A 16,435-nucleotide genomic window follows, 5' to 3' on the forward strand; every position below is an offset into this window, starting at 1 on the left:
GCCTCATGTTCGTCAAACGCCACATCAGCCTCAAGCTCAAGATGTTCGGCGGCGCCATGGCCGTTGTGCTTCTGGTCAGCGCCGTCATCGCGCTGCTCGCCCGCTGGATCCTGGTCACGAGCCTCAACCGGGAGCTCGAACAGCGGGGCGTGGCCATCGGCCAGAGCATCGCCGAGCGGGCGGGCGGGTTTATTCTGGACAAGAACCGGGCCAATCTGGTCAGCTTGGCCTTCGACGCGGCCCAGCTCGGGGAACGCCGGATTCTCGTGTCCTACATCTTCATCGAGGACACCGACAACCACATCCTGGCCAACAACTTCATCCGGCCGTTCCCCAAGGCCCTCCTCCGGGTCAATCCCCTGGGCGAGAACCAGGAATACAGCATCCGGCTGGTCGATTTCGAGGGGAACCAGGCCATCGACATCGCCGTGCCCGTGCGCGAGGGCATCTCCACCCTGGGCGCGGTCCATGTGGGCCTGTCCAAAAAACACATCGACTCCCTGGTCGGAACCCTTCGCACCACCTTCCTGGGCTTTATCGCAGCCGTGACCGTGGTCATGTTCCTCATTGTCCTTCGTCTGTCCAACGCCGTGGCCCGGCCCATCTCGCGCCTGACCCAGGCCGCGGACGCGGTCAGCCGGGGCAGCCTCGAGGCCCCATCGTCCCTGCTCGGCCTGCGCGACACCGCGCCCAAGGACTGTCCGGCCTACGCCGACACGGACCTGCCCTGCTGGCACTTCGACCAGAGCCGGACCGACATCGGGCCGGAAAACCAGCAGGCCAACACCCCCACCTGCCGGGAGTGCCGCTTCTACCGCAAGGGCGGCGGCGGCGACGAAGTGGCCCAACTGGCCGAATCGTTTGGCAACATGATCTGGAGCATCCGGCTGTACCGGCGGCGGCTCCGGGAGTCCGAGGAAAAATACCGCTCGCTTTTCGACAGCAATCCGGACCCGGTCTTCGTGGCCGACGCGGCCACCGGGCGCATCCTGGACGCCAATTCCCAGGCCGAGGACGTCTACGGCTACGCCCGCAAGGAATTGGCCGGCCGGTTCGTCGGCGACCTGGAAACCGACTCCCGGGGCGTGGCCGACTACCTCCGCGACCGCGACGGGCCGGGCCGGGTGTTTTTCCCCAAGCTGCGGCATGTGAAAAAGGGCGGCGAACCCCTCTATGTCAACCTCCACGCCTGCCGCATCGCCTACCGGGGCCGGGACGCGGTCATCTTTTCGGCCACGGACATCACCGAACTGGTGGAAAAAGACGCCCAGCTCATCCAGGCGAGCAAGATGAAGACGCTTGGCGAAATGTCGGCCGGTATCGCCCATGAACTCAACCAGCCGCTCAACGCCATCAAGATGGGCAGCGACTACCTGCGGCTACTGGCCGAAAAGGGGCTGCCACCGCCGGCCGGCCATTTGGCCGCAGTCACGAGCCAGGTCAGCGAGCAGGTCGACCGGGCCGCGGCCATCATCGGCCACTTGCGGGATTTCGGCCGCAAATCCGAACCTATGCCCGAGAACGTGGACATAAACGAGCCCATCAAAGGGGTCTTTACCATCATCGGCCACGAACTGGCCCTGCAAGACATCGAGGTGGTCCTTGACCTCGAAACGGTGGCCCCCATCAAGGCCCACGCCAACCGTCTGGAGCAGGTGTTTTTCAATCTCGTGGTCAACGCCCGGGATGCCCTGACCGGCGACCCGGGCCAGAATCCGCCGGATCGGCCGCGTCGCATCGCCATCCGTTCTCGGACCGAGGGCGGGCGGGTGGCCGTGGACGTGGCCGACACCGGGTGCGGCATCGCCGAGGGCGAGCGCCGCAAGATTTTCGAGCCCTTTTTCACAACCAAGGCCACCGGACGGGGTATGGGGCTGGGGCTCGCCATAACCTATGGAATCATCAAGGATTATGGTGGAAATATCGAGGTTGGCGACGCTCCCGGCGGCGGCAGCGTCTTTCGCCTGACCTTTCCGGCGGCCCTCGCGGACCGGCCGGGGGCTTGACGTGGCGTCCACGACACCTCAAAGACCATGATCAGGACCCTCGGGAGTACGGCATGCGCACGATTTTGGTGATCGACGACGAACGGCCAACCCTCATGATGTTCGAGCTCTACCTCGGCGCCTACGGCCATCCGGTGCTGACCGCGGCCAGCGGCGAGGAAGGGCTGGCGGTTTTCGCCGCCCAGAAGCCGCCGATCGTCCTGACCGACATCAAGATGCCGGGCATGAACGGCCTGGCGGTCCTGGCGGCCATCAAGGAGCAGCGGCCGGAGACCGAGGTCATCGTCATCACCGGGCACGGGGATACCGAGCTGGCGCTCGCCGCCCTGGCCTTGCGCGCCACGGATTTCATCGACAAGCCCATCCGCCGCGAGGCCCTGGAGGCGGCCCTGGGCCGGGCCACGGCCCGGCTCGATCTCAGGGAGGCCACGGACGGCCGCTTCGGCGACATCAGCGTGGAGCGGGAAGGGGAGATCGGCGTCATCGCCATCCGGGGCAGCCTGTCCGGCGAAACCGAACCGTACCTGATCCGGGCCGTGAAGGAGGCCGACGGGGCAAGCAAGTTCCTCTTCGCCTTCAGCCCCGACGCATCGATCAACGGGGCGGGCCTGGATCTTTTGCTGCAGGCGGCCGAAGACTGCCGCGAGGCCGGCCGTCCGGTGGCCGTGTGCGGGCTTTCGGAAAATTTCGCCAGGATCCTCGACCGGTTCGGCGTCACGGCCAAGGCCCCGCGCTTTACCGACTGCCGGCAGGCCCTGGACTATCTCGCCTCCCGGGGGGACGGCTGAGAGGGGGCGGTCCCCCATGGGCCGCGCGCCAAGGCGGCCCCGGTGCCGGCAAGAAAGAGCTTGCGGAACGTTTACAGTCCGCCCTGCCCCCAGTATAACGCTTGCCACCGCGCATCTGCGGACGGAAAACGGGCGGTTTCATGACAACCCGACGAGACGTCCTTGGCCGGGGCTGCCTCTGGGCCAGCCTGGCGGCGCTTTACATCCTGCTCGGCATGAAGCTTTTCGTGGCCATCCGGGAGGGCCTGTGGCTCGACTGGCCCCTTGGCAACTTCGTGCCCGATGCCGTGGTGCGCTGGGTGTTCGTCCGGCCGGACGCGGCGGCCCGCACGGTCCTGGCCTGGCTGCTCGGCCAGGACGTGCTTTATTACGTGGCGGCCGTTGCCCTGGCCCTTTGGGGCATGACCCTATTGGGCGGGGCCTCAGGCGCCGGCAACTCCGACCCTTCCCCCCGGTGACGGCCCGCCGCCGTGGCGCGTCAGGAGGTTTATTTGATGCGAAGTCTTTTCCAGGCCCTGGCCCTTTTTGTTTTTTTGGGCGTCGTCCCGGCCCAGGCCGCCGAGAGCGTGGCCCTGACCGGCCGGACCACGGGCGTGTTCCAGTACCCCAAGACCGAAACCATCTGCCTGGCGTTCGAGACCAAGGACCAGAAACGGTATATGGTCTGCGACGACGTCACCTCCAAGGACGTCATTGAGAAGCTTTTCGCCCTGGGCAAAAAGGACGCCGACTGCCGTATCGAGGGCACGGTGGCCAAGAAGTCCGGCGAGGACGTCTATCTGGCCGTCACCGGCGTGACCGAGGGCGGCTGACCGTTTCCGGCCGGCTCCCGCCGGCGAACACCCAACCCGGTTTCCCCATGCACACCACTCCCGAAATGCCTTTCCGGCGTCCGAGCCGGACCGTCGCCATCGGCCGCATCGGCGTCGGCGGCGACAATCCGGTCCGCGTCCAGAGCATGACCAATACCGATACCCGGGACGCCGAGGCCACCCTGGCCCAGATCGCGGCCCTCTCCGACGCCGGCTGCGAGATCGTGCGCCTGGCCGTTCTCGACGAGGCGGCGGCCAAGGCCCTTTGCGCCATCCGGGCCGGCACGGACGTGCCGCTTGTGGCCGACATCCACTTCGACCACCGTCTGGCCGTGGCCGCCCTGGAGGCCGGCATGGACGCGCTTCGCATCAATCCCGGCAACATCGGGTCCGAAGCGGCCGTGGACACGGTGGTCGCCGCGGCCACGGCCCACAGCGCTCCCATCCGCATCGGCGTCAACTCCGGGTCCGTGCAAAAGGACCTGCTCAAAAAATACGGCGGCCCGACCCCCGAGGCCATGGTCGAAAGCGCGCTCACGCACATCGCCTACCTGGAGAAGCGGGGGTTTTACGACATCAAGGTGTCGCTCAAGTCCTCGTCCGTCACCCGGACCATCGCCGCCTATCGGCTTTTGGCCCGACAGGTCGACTATCCGCTCCACATCGGCGTGACCGAGGCGGGCACGCCCCTTCGCGGCGCGGTCAAATCCGCCGTGGGCCTCGGCATCCTGCTGGCCGAGGGGCTTGGCGACACGCTTCGGGTGTCTTTGACCGGCGACCCGGTCACCGAGATCGGCGTGGCCTACGAGATCCTGCGCGCCCTGGATCTCCGCGCCCGGGGGCCGGAGATCATCTCCTGCCCGACCTGCGGCCGCACCGAGATCGACCTGGTCGGCCTGGCCGAGGCCGTGGAGGCGCGGCTGCGCCATGTGCCCGACGTCTTCACCGTGGCCGTCATGGGCTGCGTGGTCAACGGCCCGGGCGAAGCCCGGGAGGCCGACATCGGCATTGCCGGCGGCCGCGACTGCGGCATCATTTTTCGAAAGGGCGAGGTGCTCGGCAAGGTGCGCGGGGCCGAGAACCTCATCCCCGCCTTCATGGACGAATTGGAACGCTATCTCACCGAAAAAAAGGAATCCGCATGCGACTGAGCCGCTACTATGCCCCCACCCTCAAGGAATCCCCGGCCGAGGCCGAGGTCATAAGCCACAAGCTGCTGCTGCGCGCCGGCATGATCCGCAAACTGACCGCCGGCATCTACACCTATCTTCCCCTCGGGCTTCGGGCCGTCAACAACGTGGCCCGGATCGTGCGCGAGGAGATGGACCGGGCCGGGGCCCTCGAAATCCTCATGCCGGCCGTCCAGCCCGCCGACCTGTGGAAGGAATCCGGCCGCTGGGACTTCTACGGCCGGGAGCTTTTGCGCTTCGTCGACCGCCACGACCGGGAGTCCTGTCTCGGGCCCACCCACGAGGAAGTCGTTACCGACCTCGTGCGCCACGAGATCCGCTCCTACCGCCAACTGCCGGTCAACCTCTACCAGGTCCAGACGAAATTCCGCGACGAGATCCGGCCCCGGTTCGGGCTCATGCGCGGCCGCGAATTCGTCATGAAGGACGCCTATTCCTTTGACAAGGACGACGCCGGGGCCGACGCCAGCTACAAATCGATGTTCGACGCCTACGCCCGCATCTTCACGCGCCTTGGCCTCAAATTCCGGGCCGTGTCCGCCGACTCCGGGGCCATCGGCGGCTCCTTTTCCCACGAGTTCATGGTCCTGGCCGAGACCGGCGAGGACACCATCGTGGCCTGCCCGGCCTGCGACTACGGGGCCAACCTGGAAAAGGCCGAGACCATCGCCCCGGCTCCCGGCGCCGCCGCCCCCTGTCCGCCGGCCGAATCCGTGCCCACGCCGGGGGTGCACACCGTCGAGGAAGTGGCCGCCTACCTCGGCGTCGCACCGGCCCGGATCGTCAAGACGCTCCTTTACATGGCCGACGGTACTCCCGTTGCCGCCCTGGTGCGCGGCGACCGGGAGCTCAACGAAATCAAGCTCAAAAATCTGCTTGGCGCCACCAATCTGCGTCTGGCTACGCCCGAGGAGGTCGTCACGCTGACCGGCGCGCCCGTGGGCTTTGCCGGCCCGGTCGGCCTATCTTCCGCCAAAATCTACGCCGACCAGGAGCTGGCCTGCGGCACGGACTGGATCGTCGGGGCCAACGCGGCCGACGCCCACCTGCGCCAGGTGGACTTGGCCCGCGATGCCCGCGTCGTCGACTTCGTGGACCTGCGCCAGGTTGCGCCCGGCGACACCTGCCCCAAGTGCGGCGCGGCCCTCGACTTCACCAAGGGCATCGAAGTCGGCCACGTCTTCAAGCTCGGCCTCAAGTACTCCAAGGCCTTAAGTGCCACCTTCCTCGACGAGGCCGGCAAGGAGCAGTTCATGATCATGGGCTGCTACGGCATCGGCGTCTCGCGGATCGTGGCCGCCTGCATCGAACAGAACAACGATGCCTCCGGCATCGTCTTCCCGCCGCCCATCGCCCCCTTCGAAGCGGCGCTCATCAACCTGAGCCCCAAGGACGAGACCGCCTCGGCCAAGGCCGACGAGATCTACGCCGCCCTGACCAAGGCCGGCGTAGAGACGCTCCTCGACGACCGCGACGAGCGGCCCGGCGTCAAGTTCAAGGACGCCGACCTGATCGGCCTGCCCATCCAGCTGACACTTGGCGGCAAGGGGCTGGCCCGGGGCATCGTCGAAACCAAGGACCGCCGCACCGGCGAGAAGGGCGAACTGCCCCTCGAAGGCTTCCTGGAGGCCTTCATGGGATGGCGCGAGCAGGTGCGCCAGGGCTGGGGGCTGGAGTAGGGGAGGAGGAAGCGTGCCTCCGGCGGCCGGGGCTTTGCCCCGGACACCACCGGGAGGGGGTCACCCCCTCCCGGACCCTCCCGAAAGGGGGCGCGGGAGCGGGGGAAGCGGGTGTGCGTCGGTGGCGTCTGGCCCACACGCCCCAAACTTTCAACCAACCCTTTAAGAATTTTTGGGGAGGGTGGGGGTCCGGGGGAGGGAACCCCTTTTTGCAAAAAGGGTTCCCTCCCCCGGTTCTCCGGTGCACGCCGATGCCGCATGTGTTTGAGGTCAGCGAGTTGACGCGTTCCATCAAGGACGTGGTCGAGTCGGAATTCCCGTTCGTCTGGGTGCGCGGCCAGGTGGTGAACCTGTCGCGGCCGGGCTCGGGGCATCTGTATTTTTCGCTGAAGGATGCCGAGGCATCGCTGGCCGTGGTCTGGTTCCGGGGGGCCCAGGGCGGCAAGGCCCTGGCCGGCGGCGGCCGGTACGATCCGCTGACCGGCGAGGTCTACGAGGCGTCCCTGGCCGAGGGCCTGGCCGACGGCATGGAGGTCATGGCCGCCGGCCGGCTGACGGTCTATCCCCCGCGCGGCGCCTACCAGCTCGTGGCCGAGGTGGTGCAGGAGGTCGGGGCCGGCCGGCTGTGGCTGGAGTTCGAGGCCCTCAAAAAAGACCTGGCCGCCCGGGGGTATTTCGATCCGGCCAGGAAGCGTCCGCTGCCGCGCCATCCGCTGCGGGTGGCGGTGGTGACCGCGCCGACGGGTGCTGCGGTACGCGATTTCATCCGCATCGGCCGGGAGCGGGGTCACGGGGCCGCAGTCCGGATCTATCCGACCCTGGTCCAGGGCGACGCCGCGCCGACCGGCATTGTCCGGGCCATGATGCGGGCCGTGGCCGACGACTGGGCCGAGGTCCTGGTGCTCGTGCGCGGCGGCGGATCGCTCGAGGATCTGTGGGCGTTTAATTCCGTGGAAGTGGCCGGGGCCATCTTCGCCTCGCCCCTGCCGGTCCTGACCGGCGTCGGCCACGAGGTGGACGTGACCATCGCCGACATGGTGGCCGATGTCCGGGCGGCCACGCCGTCCCACGCGGCCCAGCTTTTGTGGCCCGAGCGGGAACAGCTGGCCCAGCGTCTGGACGACCTGGAGATGGCGCTTGGGCGGGCGGCGGAGAAGCTGGTGGCTTCCCGGGAGCGGGAAGTGGCCGTGCTGGCCCGGGGGCTGGCCTGGTTGTCGCCGGAGCGGCGGCTGGCCCGGCTGGAGGAAGCCTTTGCCGGGGCCGAGGCGCGCCTGGAGCGGGCGGCGGAGCACTGGACCGCGGGCCTCGCCCGTCGGGTGGAAGGCCTGTCGGAAAGCGTTGCGGCCGCTTTCGGCCCGAAAGCCCTGGACGCCCGGCAGCAGGCCCTGGCCCGCCGGCAAGATGCCCTTGAGGCGGCCCGGCGGTGGTATTTGGTCGACCGGGAGCGGCGACTGGAACTGGCGGGCGCCCGGCTGGCCGGCCTCGATCCCTTGGGGCCCCTGGCCCGGGGCTACAGCCTGGCCACCGTGGCCCGCACCGGGAAGTTCCTGCGCCGGGAAGCGGACGTCCGGCCGGGGGACAAGCTCGACATCATGGTGTATGAAGGCCGCGTCCGGGCCACGGTCGATACGCCGGAGGGGGCGGACGCGCCCAAAGGCGGGGAGCGGACATGAGCGCGGTGAAAGAGGAAACGTTTGAAAAGGCCCTGGAACGCCTGGAGCGCATCGCCGCGCGCCTGGAGGCCGGGGACGTGCCGCTGGAAAAGGGCGTGGCCCTCTACAAGGAAGGCATGGGGCTTCTCGCCTCGTGCCGCAAGCGGCTTGCCGCCGCCCGGCTGGAGATAACCCTTGCCGGCGAGGACGGGGAGCCGCGTCCGTTTGACGAAGCGCCGGGTGCCGCTGCCGACGACGCGGCCGGGGAGGAAGCGCGTGACGGTTAAAGAACGTCTGGCCGCCCAGGCGGCCGAGGTCGAGGTTTACCTCAAAGAGCGGTTCGGGGCGCGCATGCGCGAGCGCGGCGTGCCGGAGAGCCTGCTTGCGGCCATGGAATATTCGCTTTTGGCCGGGGGCAAGCGGCTGCGGCCGGCCCTTTGCCTGTCGTTCGCCGAGCTTTTCGGGGCGGCCCGGGCCCGGGCCATGCCCTTTGCCGCCGGGTTCGAGATCATCCACACCTATTCGCTTATCCACGACGACCTGCCGGCCATGGACGACGACGATTTGCGCCGAGGCCGGCCTTCCAATCACAAGGTCTTCGGCGAGGCGGCCGCCATCCTGGCCGGGGACGGGCTTTTGACCGAGGCTTTCGGCTGCATGGGCCGGGCCTGGCCGGGCATAGCCGCCGATCTGGTCCTGCCGGCCCTGGCCGAGGCGGCCCGGGCGGCCGGTGCCGCCGGCATGGGCGGCGGACAGGCCCTCGACATGGACTATACCGCCAGGCAAGGCGTGACGCTTGCCGAGTTGGCCCGCATGCAGGCCCTCAAGACCGGGGCCCTCATCACGGCCTCGTGCGTCTGCGGCGCGATCCTGGCCGGCGCCGGCGAGGAGGGCGTGGCCCGGGCCCGCGAATACGGCGAGGCTGTCGGTGCGGCCTTCCAGATCGTGGACGACATCCTGGATGAGATCGGCGACGCGGCCACCCTGGGCAAGCCCGTGGGCAGCGACCGGGAGCAGGGGAAAAACACCTATCCGAGCATGGTCGGCCTTGACGAAAGCCGCCGGCTGGCCGACGAACGCGTGGCCGCGGCCGTGGCCGCGCTGTCGCCCTACAATGGCCCGGCGGCGGAATTCCTGCGGGATCTGGCCCGCTACATTGTCGAGCGCGTGCAGTAACGGCCTGGAACGGCGCGTTTGCCGCACCGGTATGGATGATAAGGAAAGGTGGAGATGACCGCACTTTCGGATACGGCGCTTCGCGTCCTCACCCGGATCAAACACCCCCACGACGTGGCCGGCCTCTCGCCCGAGGAACGGACCGTCTTGGCCGAGGAAATCCGGCAGGTCATCATCGGCACGGTCTCCATGAACGGCGGCCATCTGGCCCCGTCCCTCGGCGTGGTGGAACTGACCTTGGCCTTGCTCTCGGCCTTTGATCCCGGCCGCGACAAGCTGGTCTGGGACGTGGGACACCAGGCCTATGCCTACAAGATCCTGACCGGCCGGCAGGAGCAGTTCCACACCCTTCGCACCATGGGCGGGGTCAGCGGCTTTCCGCGTCCGGCCGAGAGCCCCTTCGACCACTTCGGGGTCGGCCATTCGAGCACCTCGATCTCGGCGGCCCTCGGCATGGCCATGGCCCGGGACTGCAAGGGCGAGGACCACAACGTGGTGGCCGTCATCGGCGACGGCTCCATGACCGCCGGCCTGGCCTACGAGGGCCTCAACCAGGCCGGGGGCTGGGGCGGGCGGCTCATCGTCGTCTTAAACGACAATGAGATGTCCATTTCCAAGAACGTGGGCGCGCTGTCGCTTTTTTTGAGCCGCAAACTCAACCAGCGGTGGGTCAAGCGGCTCAAAAAGGACATGGAGAGCTGGATCGGTTCGCTGCCCTATGGCGGAGACCTCATGGGCTACGTCCGGCGGGGCGAGGAGTCGTTTAAGAGCTTTTTCACGCCCGGCATGCTCTTCGAGGCCTTCCGCTTCAACTACCTCGGCCCCATCGACGGCCACGACACGGGCCGGTTGATCCAGGTCTTTAGCGAGGTCAAGGATATCGAAGGCCCGGTCCTGGTCCACGTCCTGACCAAGAAGGGGCGCGGCTACGCCCCGGCCGAGAAGAATCCCACCTATTTTCACGGCGTCGGCTGCTTCGAACCCGAGACGGGGCTGGTGGAAAAGCCGGGCGTGTGTGCTCCGAGCTACACCCAGGTTTTTGGCCAGGCCCTGACAGCCATGGCCAGGAACGATTCCCGGGTCATGGCCATCACGGCGGCCATGCCCGAGGGCACGGGCCTGGCCGCCTTTGCCGCGGAGATGCCGTCCCGGTTCGTGGATGTCGGCATCTGCGAGCAGCATGCCGTGACCTTTGCCGCCGGCCTGGCCATGGAAGGATTCAGGCCCGTGGTGGCCATCTATTCCACCTTCCTGCAACGGTCCTACGACCAGATCGTCCACGACGTCTGCCTGCAAAACCTGCCCGTGACCTTCTGCCTCGACCGGGCGGGCCTCGTCGGCGAGGACGGGGCCACCCACCACGGAGCCTTCGACCTGTCCTACCTGCGCCACGTCCCGAACCTCACGGTCATGGCCCCGGGCAACGAGGCCGAGTTGCCGGCCATGCTGGCCACGGCCCTGGCCCACCCGGGACCCGTCGCCATCCGCTACCCGCGCGGGGCCGGCGAGGGCCTGGCCGTGCCCGAGCAGGTCGAACCCTTGCCCATGGGCCGGGGCCAGCTCGTGCGGGAAGGGACGGACGGGCTCGTGGTCGCCTTCGGCAGCCGGGTCATGCCGGCCGTGGCCGCGGCCGACACCCTGGCCGCCGAAACCGGAAAGGAAATCGCGGTCTTTAACGCCCGGTTCGTCAAGCCTCTGCCCGAGGCCCAGCTCCTGGAGCTGGCCGGCCGGTTTCCGCTTTGGCTCACGGTCGAGGAAAACGTGCTCCAGGGAGGCTTCGGCTCGGCCGTTCTCGAATGCCTGTCCGACGCCGGCGCGCTCTCCGGCCTGACCGTGCGCCGCCTGGGACTGCCGGACGAGTTCGTGGAGCACGGCTCGCAAAAGGCCCTGGGCACCCTGTGCGGCATCGACCGGGACGGCATCCGGGCTGCCCTTGCACACCTTTTAGGCCTTTAAGCGGCGTCCGTCCGGCCCGGGCCGGGGAAAATCCTCTTTGGGCTTTATGCCCGCCGGATCGGCTCTGGACGGGCGGCCCGAGAGAGGGTAGGAAAAAAATCTTTCGCCTCGGGGAAAAATAACGCATTTGTGGGTGTATCGCCCCCGTCCCCGGGCAACGCGCAGGAGCGGATCCGTTCACATCCAACCCGCCCTGGCACAACCGAAGGAGTCATGATGTCCGCCATATCCCGTTTCATGGAAACCCATTTCCGCCACTTCAACGCCCGCGAGACCCTGGACGCCGCCAAGGCCTGGAACGACCTGCTCGGCCGGGGCGGCCAGATGTTTCTGACCATGGCCGGGGCCATGAGCACCTGCGAACTTGGCATTTCCCTGGCCGAGATGATCCGCCAGGACAAGGTCCATGCCATCAGCTGCACCGCCGCCAACCTTGAAGAGGACCTTTTCAACCTCTTCAATCACAACGAATACAAGATGGTGCCGGAATACCGGGACCTGTCCCCCGAGGCCGAAAAGGAACTCTACGACGCCGGCTTTAACCGCGTCACCGACACCTGCATCCCCGAGGGCATCCTGCGCCAGGTGCAAAGCCGCATCTCCAAGCTCTGGGCCGCGGCCGCCGAAGCCGGGACGCCGAAATTTCCCTACGAGTACATGTACGAGCTGCTCGATCAGCCCGACATCGCCCAGTATTTTCAGGTCCCGGCCGAGCATTCCTGGGTCCTGGCCGCCAAGGAGAAGGGGCTTGCCATCTTTACGCCCGGCTTCGAGGACAGCACCCTTGGCAACATCTTCTGCTCCGAGGTCATGCGCGGCCATGTGAAAAGCCACGCCGCCTACCGCACCGGCACCGAGCAGATGGAGCTTCTGGCCAACTGGTACCAGGAGCGGGCCAAGGCCAAGACCCCGGTCGGCTTTTTCCAGATTGGCGGCGGCATCGCGGCCGACTTCCCGATCTGCGTCGTGCCCATGCTGATCCAGGACCTGGAGCTCGAGGACACCCCGTTTTGGGCCTACTTCGCCCAGATCGGGGACTCCACCACCTCCTACGGCTCCTACTCGGGAGCGGTGCCGAACGAGAAGATCACCTGGGGCAAGCTCGACATCGACACCCCGCGCTTCATGATCAATTCCGACGCCTCCATCGTGGCCCCGCTCATCTTCGCCTACGTGCTGGGCTGGTAGAAAAAGGAACGGAGTCGACGCGAATCCTTGGCATCCAGAGGGTTTGGGCGTAGCCTGAGATGGACCTGCACGCATTTCGGCCCGCCCGGGCGGGTTTTTTGAACAGCATTAAACCGCCAACCCTGGAGGAGATCATGAGCAACTTCACCGAAGCCGAACTGCCGGTCAGCATCGACCACGAACAGATGGTGACGTTAAACGATGGCACCACCATCCGTTTCGAGACCAACGGCGAAGCCAAGGACCTCTACGTCGGCGATGCCTTCACGCCGACCATCCAGCTTTTTCCCGGAAACGACTTCTGCGTCGAATCCGGGGGCTGCACCTTCAAGGTGGTGGCTGAATTCGAGGATGTGGTCACGGTTTCGAAGGCTTGATCAGAGCCCTTTGCCCACGCCAAAAGGCCGGGAGCGAACTGCTTCCGGCTTTTTTTCGGCCTTTGGCCGAAGCCAGGCCGAGCCGTTCCGGAAAGGGGGGCGGCTCGGCCGGGATGCGCGGTGGCGGGGGCTGATGGGATGGCGCGGTGATGAAGGAAGCGAAAGGGACTGGCCCGGCACGTCTCGCCGGGCGGGCGGCCCGGCAAAAACGCGGGAACGGTCAGGCCGGGTCCGTCTCGGAATCGTCGGGCGCCAGGGCCAGATGGTCCAGGAGCAGGCCGTAGAACCCGATGCCGTCTGCGGTCTGATGATGCCAGCCCAGGTGGTAGCCGCAGGTGGAGCAGATGCCCATCTGCCACTGGCCATCGGCCGGCTTGCCGAAGTCCATGGCGAAATGTCCGAGCACGGTGCACCCCGGCGCGAGCGAGAAACAGCCTATTTCCTGGTCCAGCCCAAACGAACTCGGCACGGTATGGCGGTGGGAGCCGCCGACGGCGATCCGCTGGCTGGACCGGGTGATGTCCGCCCCGCACTGGGAGCACACGAACCGATCGCCCTGGGCCAGGGCCGGATTGGTCAGGACGTGCTTGCCCGTATTCTCTTCCGCCGTGGCTTCGCCGTCTTCCCAATCCAGGGTGAACGGGGGATCCGTCGTGAAAAAAGTCAGATGCCTTTCCATGGAAACCTCCCCCGGGCCGCCGTTTTCACGTCGCTGACGCTCCCGTTGGTTTTGCATATTTGTCAAATATCGAATTTTATACTTTTCCAGTTGCCATCATTATACGCATGGCAGGGCAGGATGCAATGGGGGAAGGCGAAAAAAACGGCCGCGTCGGAAGCGTGCTCAGGCAGGGCCGCAGGAAGAAAGGCGTAGTCGTCGAGGATCAAGCCGAAAAACGTGTGTCATCCGCCTGGTTGGAACGCCAACCCAGGTGCAGGCCGCGGGCCGCCACGATCCGGCACGCCAGGATTTGCACACCGTCGCAAGGAAGGCTATGGCTAGGAGCGGATACGTCAACCTGACCGGGCGTCTGGCCTGGCCAAACTCCAAGCGGCCTGCGAAACGCTTTCCCATGCGCCACTACCTCGGACATCTCGCCACCTCCGATCCCCTGCACGCCTACCTGCGCGACGCCATCCTGCCGCAGTTCTGGGAAGTACTTCGCGAACCCCGCTGGCGGGTCTACCGCGTGGCCGTCGAAAGCGACGTCTACCTCTATGAGGACAAATGGTCCGACGGCCGGGTGGTCGGCAAGTTCTACGCCCGGGCCAGGGGCCTCAACGGCAGCAACACCCCCCAGTCCGCGGCCAACGAATACCGCAATCTCGAATACCTGCGAAGCCTGGGATTTACCGCGCCGCCCGATTACGTGGCCCGGCCGCTCGGCGTCAACGCCACGCTCGGCGACCTGCTGGTCATCGAATACCTGGAGGGCGAGCAGCTCGACGCCGTCATCGAGGCGGCCGCCCTGGTCGGAGGCCGCGACCGGCTCTACCGCAAGCTTGGCGGACTGGCCCGGTTCCTGGCCCGGATGCACAACACGACCGCCGGGGGGGAGCGCGTGGATTTCTCCCGCACCCAGGCCTACTTCGACCGGGTGGTGGCCTACCTCGGCCAGTCGGGGGGCATCGAGGCGCGCCGCACCGAACGATTGCGCGGCCTCGGCCATGCCTATGCGGCCCGGGCCGCCCAGTGGGAGGATGTCCAGGTCCTGGTCCACGGCGACGCCACGCCGTCCAATTTTCTCTTCGGCCGGCGGCAGGACGTCTACGCCATCGACCTCGAGCGAATGCATCGCGACGACCGGGTCTATGACGTGGGACGGCTGTGCGGGGAGCTCAAGCACTGTTTCCTGCGCGCCACGGGCGATGCCGGCCAGGCGGAACCCTATATCGGCCATTTTCTCTGGGAATACGCCGGGTATTTTCCGGATCGGGAGCGGACGTTCGCCGCCATCACCGACCGCCTGCCGTTCTACCTCGGCCTGACACTTTTGCGCATTGCCAGAAACGGCTGGCTTGACGACGGGTACCGCCGGCATCTCGTCCACGAGGCCAAGACCATCCTCAAGGGAGGCTTATGAAGGTCAGGGGCATCATCTGCGACATCAACGGCACGCTGATCGACATCAACACCGACGAGGGCAACGAGCAGATCTACCGGTCGATCAGCCACCTGCTCAAATATTACGGCATCCGCACCAGCCGGGGCGACGTGCGCGACGGCTACTACCAGATCCTCAAAGACCAGCGCCGGGCCCGGGGCGAGGAATATCCCGAATACGACGCCGTGGCCGTGTGGCGCGAGTTCCTGGCCACCCGGGCCGCCCGCTCGGGTGCCGTGATTCCGAAAAACAAGCTGGCCGTGTTGCCGCACTTTCTGGCCGAACTTTTCCGGGGCATTTCCCTCAACCGTCTGGAGCTCTATCCCGAGGTCCGGGAAGTCCTGGACGAACTGCGGCCGCGCTACCGTCTGGCCGCCCTGTCGGACGCCCAGACAGCCTGGGCCCTGCCCGAGATGCGGCTCGTCGGCCTGGACGGCTACTTCTTCCCCATTGTTGTCTCGGGTGATCTCGGCTACCGCAAGCCCGATCCCCGCATCTTCGCCCTGACCCTTCGCCGCATGCACCTGCCGGCCGAAGAGGTGGTCTTTGTCGGCAACGACATGTACCGCGACATCCACGGCGCACGCCAGGCGGGCCTTCGCACCGTTTTTTTCGCCACCGGCCAGGGCCAGCAGCAGATGGACGGCGTGGAGGCCCACTACAACATCTACCGCTTCGGCGAACTGCGAAACGCCCTCCGTTTTTTCGAGGAAGAGTAAGGGAAAGAGGGAGGTGCCTCCGGCGGCCAGGAGAGGCTCTGCCGCTCCTGGACCTCTCCGCCGGGGGGGATCATCCCCCCCCGGCCCCCCCGAAAGGGCGGCATAGGGGGCGTGTGAACCGAGGGCGCGGGATTAGAAAAGATGGCCGGGTACTGGGATAAAACTTCAAGCGTTCCTTCAACCCTTGGCCTGGACGCCAAGGTGAAGGCCTATTTGCGGCCCGGCGACCGGATCCTCGACTGCGGCTGCGGGGCCGGACGGCTGCTTGGCGATCTGGCCCGGGAAGGGCGGCCGGTCGTCGGCGTGGACCGAAACGGGCCGAGTCTGGCCGTGGCCCGGCGGGAAGGGCTGGCCGTGGTCCGGGCCGACCTGGCCCGCCTGCCGTTTCGGCCGGGTGCCTTTGACGCCGCCATTCTTCACGCCGTCCTGACCACCGTGCCGACGCCGGCCGCCCGGCTGGCCGTCCTGGCCGAAGCGGCCCGGATCGGCTGTCGGCTCTTGTGCCTGGCCGATTTTCTGCGAAACGACGACCTGCCGTACTACCGGTCCCGCTACGAGCAAGGTTTGGCCGAGACCGGGGAGCCGGGCAGCTTCGTGGTCCGGGAGGCCGGGGAGGTCCTGTACGTGGCCCATCACTTCACCCTGGACGAGTTGGCCGGCCTGCTCGACCTGGCCGGTTTCCGGCCGCTCCATGTGGCCACGCCGCAAGTCCGGACCCGGTCCGGCAAGATCGTGACCGGCGTGGCCCTGGCCGCGGCCGCCCTTTGATATTGACTTTTCCCGACCA

General features: G+C 67.0%; 16 protein-coding genes. 15 read left to right on the forward strand and 1 reads right to left on the reverse strand.

The features are described 5' to 3' along the window. Positions 1 to 5 precede the first annotated feature (5 nt). From DFW101_RS02670 to DFW101_RS02725, 12 genes are all read left to right on the forward strand, one after another. The gene (locus tag DFW101_RS02670; RefSeq protein ID WP_009179990.1) at positions 6 to 2,006 is read left to right on the forward strand and encodes an ATP-binding protein; all 2,001 of its coding nucleotides are present in this window, start codon (positions 6 to 8) and stop codon (positions 2,004 to 2,006) included. A 53-nt stretch (positions 2,007 to 2,059) separates the two neighbouring features. Beyond that, positions 2,060 to 2,794, forward strand: coding sequence for a response regulator (locus DFW101_RS02675; protein WP_009179991.1), 735 nt, complete (start codon positions 2,060 to 2,062; stop codon positions 2,792 to 2,794). A 140-nt stretch (positions 2,795 to 2,934) separates the two neighbouring features. Next, positions 2,935 to 3,252, forward strand: a complete 318-nt coding sequence (locus DFW101_RS02680) for a hypothetical protein (RefSeq protein WP_009179992.1) — start codon at positions 2,935 to 2,937, stop codon at positions 3,250 to 3,252. A 36-nt stretch (positions 3,253 to 3,288) separates the two neighbouring features. Then, a complete protein-coding gene (locus DFW101_RS02685; RefSeq protein WP_009179993.1) occupies positions 3,289 to 3,606 on the forward strand; it encodes a hypothetical protein in 318 nt (105 codons plus the stop codon). Between the two features lie 47 nt (positions 3,607 to 3,653). Next, positions 3,654 to 4,757, forward strand: coding sequence for a flavodoxin-dependent (E)-4-hydroxy-3-methylbut-2-enyl-diphosphate synthase (ispG, locus tag DFW101_RS02690; protein ID WP_009179994.1), 1,104 nt, complete (start codon positions 3,654 to 3,656; stop codon positions 4,755 to 4,757). Continuing rightward, positions 4,748 to 6,475, forward strand: coding sequence for a proline--tRNA ligase (locus DFW101_RS02695; protein ID WP_009179995.1), 1,728 nt, complete (start codon positions 4,748 to 4,750; stop codon positions 6,473 to 6,475). The genes ispG and DFW101_RS02695 overlap by 10 nt, the downstream gene beginning before the upstream one ends. A gap of 251 nt (positions 6,476 to 6,726) precedes the next feature. Further along, a complete protein-coding gene (gene xseA, locus DFW101_RS02700) occupies positions 6,727 to 8,148 on the forward strand; it encodes an exodeoxyribonuclease VII large subunit (RefSeq protein WP_009179996.1) in 1,422 nt (473 codons plus the stop codon). Then, the gene (xseB, locus tag DFW101_RS02705; RefSeq protein ID WP_009108117.1) at positions 8,145 to 8,414 is read left to right on the forward strand and encodes an exodeoxyribonuclease VII small subunit; all 270 of its coding nucleotides are present in this window, start codon (positions 8,145 to 8,147) and stop codon (positions 8,412 to 8,414) included. The genes xseA and xseB overlap by 4 nt, the downstream gene beginning before the upstream one ends. Further along, positions 8,404 to 9,303: a polyprenyl synthetase family protein gene (locus DFW101_RS02710; protein ID WP_009179997.1), complete on the forward strand. Its 900-nt coding sequence runs from the start codon at positions 8,404 to 8,406 to the stop codon at positions 9,301 to 9,303. The genes xseB and DFW101_RS02710 overlap by 11 nt, the downstream gene beginning before the upstream one ends. A gap of 54 nt (positions 9,304 to 9,357) precedes the next feature. Further along, positions 9,358 to 11,259: a 1-deoxy-D-xylulose-5-phosphate synthase gene (gene dxs / locus DFW101_RS02715; protein ID WP_009179998.1), complete on the forward strand. Its 1,902-nt coding sequence runs from the start codon at positions 9,358 to 9,360 to the stop codon at positions 11,257 to 11,259. 216 nt (positions 11,260 to 11,475) lie between these two features. Further along, positions 11,476 to 12,447 carry a deoxyhypusine synthase family protein gene (locus tag DFW101_RS02720; RefSeq protein WP_009179999.1) on the forward strand — a complete coding sequence of 324 codons (972 nt, stop codon included), beginning with the start codon at positions 11,476 to 11,478 and terminating at the stop codon, positions 12,445 to 12,447. 134 nt (positions 12,448 to 12,581) lie between these two features. Further along, on the forward strand, positions 12,582 to 12,824 hold the full coding sequence (locus DFW101_RS02725) for a hypothetical protein (RefSeq protein WP_009180000.1): 243 nt from the start codon (positions 12,582 to 12,584) through the stop codon (positions 12,822 to 12,824). Positions 12,825 to 13,044: 220 nt separating this feature from the next. On the opposite strand, the gene DFW101_RS02730 is transcribed toward DFW101_RS02725, so the two are convergent. Then, positions 13,045 to 13,503 (reverse strand): cereblon family protein, encoded by a 459-nt coding sequence (locus DFW101_RS02730; RefSeq protein ID WP_009180001.1) that lies wholly within the window; start codon positions 13,501 to 13,503, stop codon positions 13,045 to 13,047. A 316-nt stretch (positions 13,504 to 13,819) separates the two neighbouring features. Between DFW101_RS02730 and DFW101_RS02735 the strand changes: the two genes are divergently transcribed. The 3 genes from DFW101_RS02735 (at position 13,820) to DFW101_RS02745 (ending at position 16,416) form a co-directional block, all read left to right on the forward strand. Next, positions 13,820 to 14,908 carry an aminoglycoside phosphotransferase family protein gene (locus DFW101_RS02735; protein ID WP_009180002.1) on the forward strand — a complete coding sequence of 363 codons (1,089 nt, stop codon included), beginning with the start codon at positions 13,820 to 13,822 and terminating at the stop codon, positions 14,906 to 14,908. Beyond that, complete coding sequence (locus DFW101_RS02740; RefSeq protein WP_009180003.1) at positions 14,905 to 15,648, forward strand: HAD family hydrolase; 744 nt, start codon at positions 14,905 to 14,907, stop codon at positions 15,646 to 15,648. The genes DFW101_RS02735 and DFW101_RS02740 overlap by 4 nt, the downstream gene beginning before the upstream one ends. Positions 15,649 to 15,789: 141 nt before the next feature. Continuing rightward, a complete protein-coding gene (locus DFW101_RS02745; protein WP_009180004.1) occupies positions 15,790 to 16,416 on the forward strand; it encodes a class I SAM-dependent methyltransferase in 627 nt (208 codons plus the stop codon). The last annotated feature ends 19 nt before the right edge of the window (positions 16,417 to 16,435 follow it).

Source organism: Solidesulfovibrio carbinoliphilus subsp. oakridgensis (genome assembly GCF_000177215.2).
In the GTDB taxonomy this organism is placed as follows: domain Bacteria; phylum Desulfobacterota; class Desulfovibrionia; order Desulfovibrionales; family Desulfovibrionaceae; genus Solidesulfovibrio; species Solidesulfovibrio carbinoliphilus.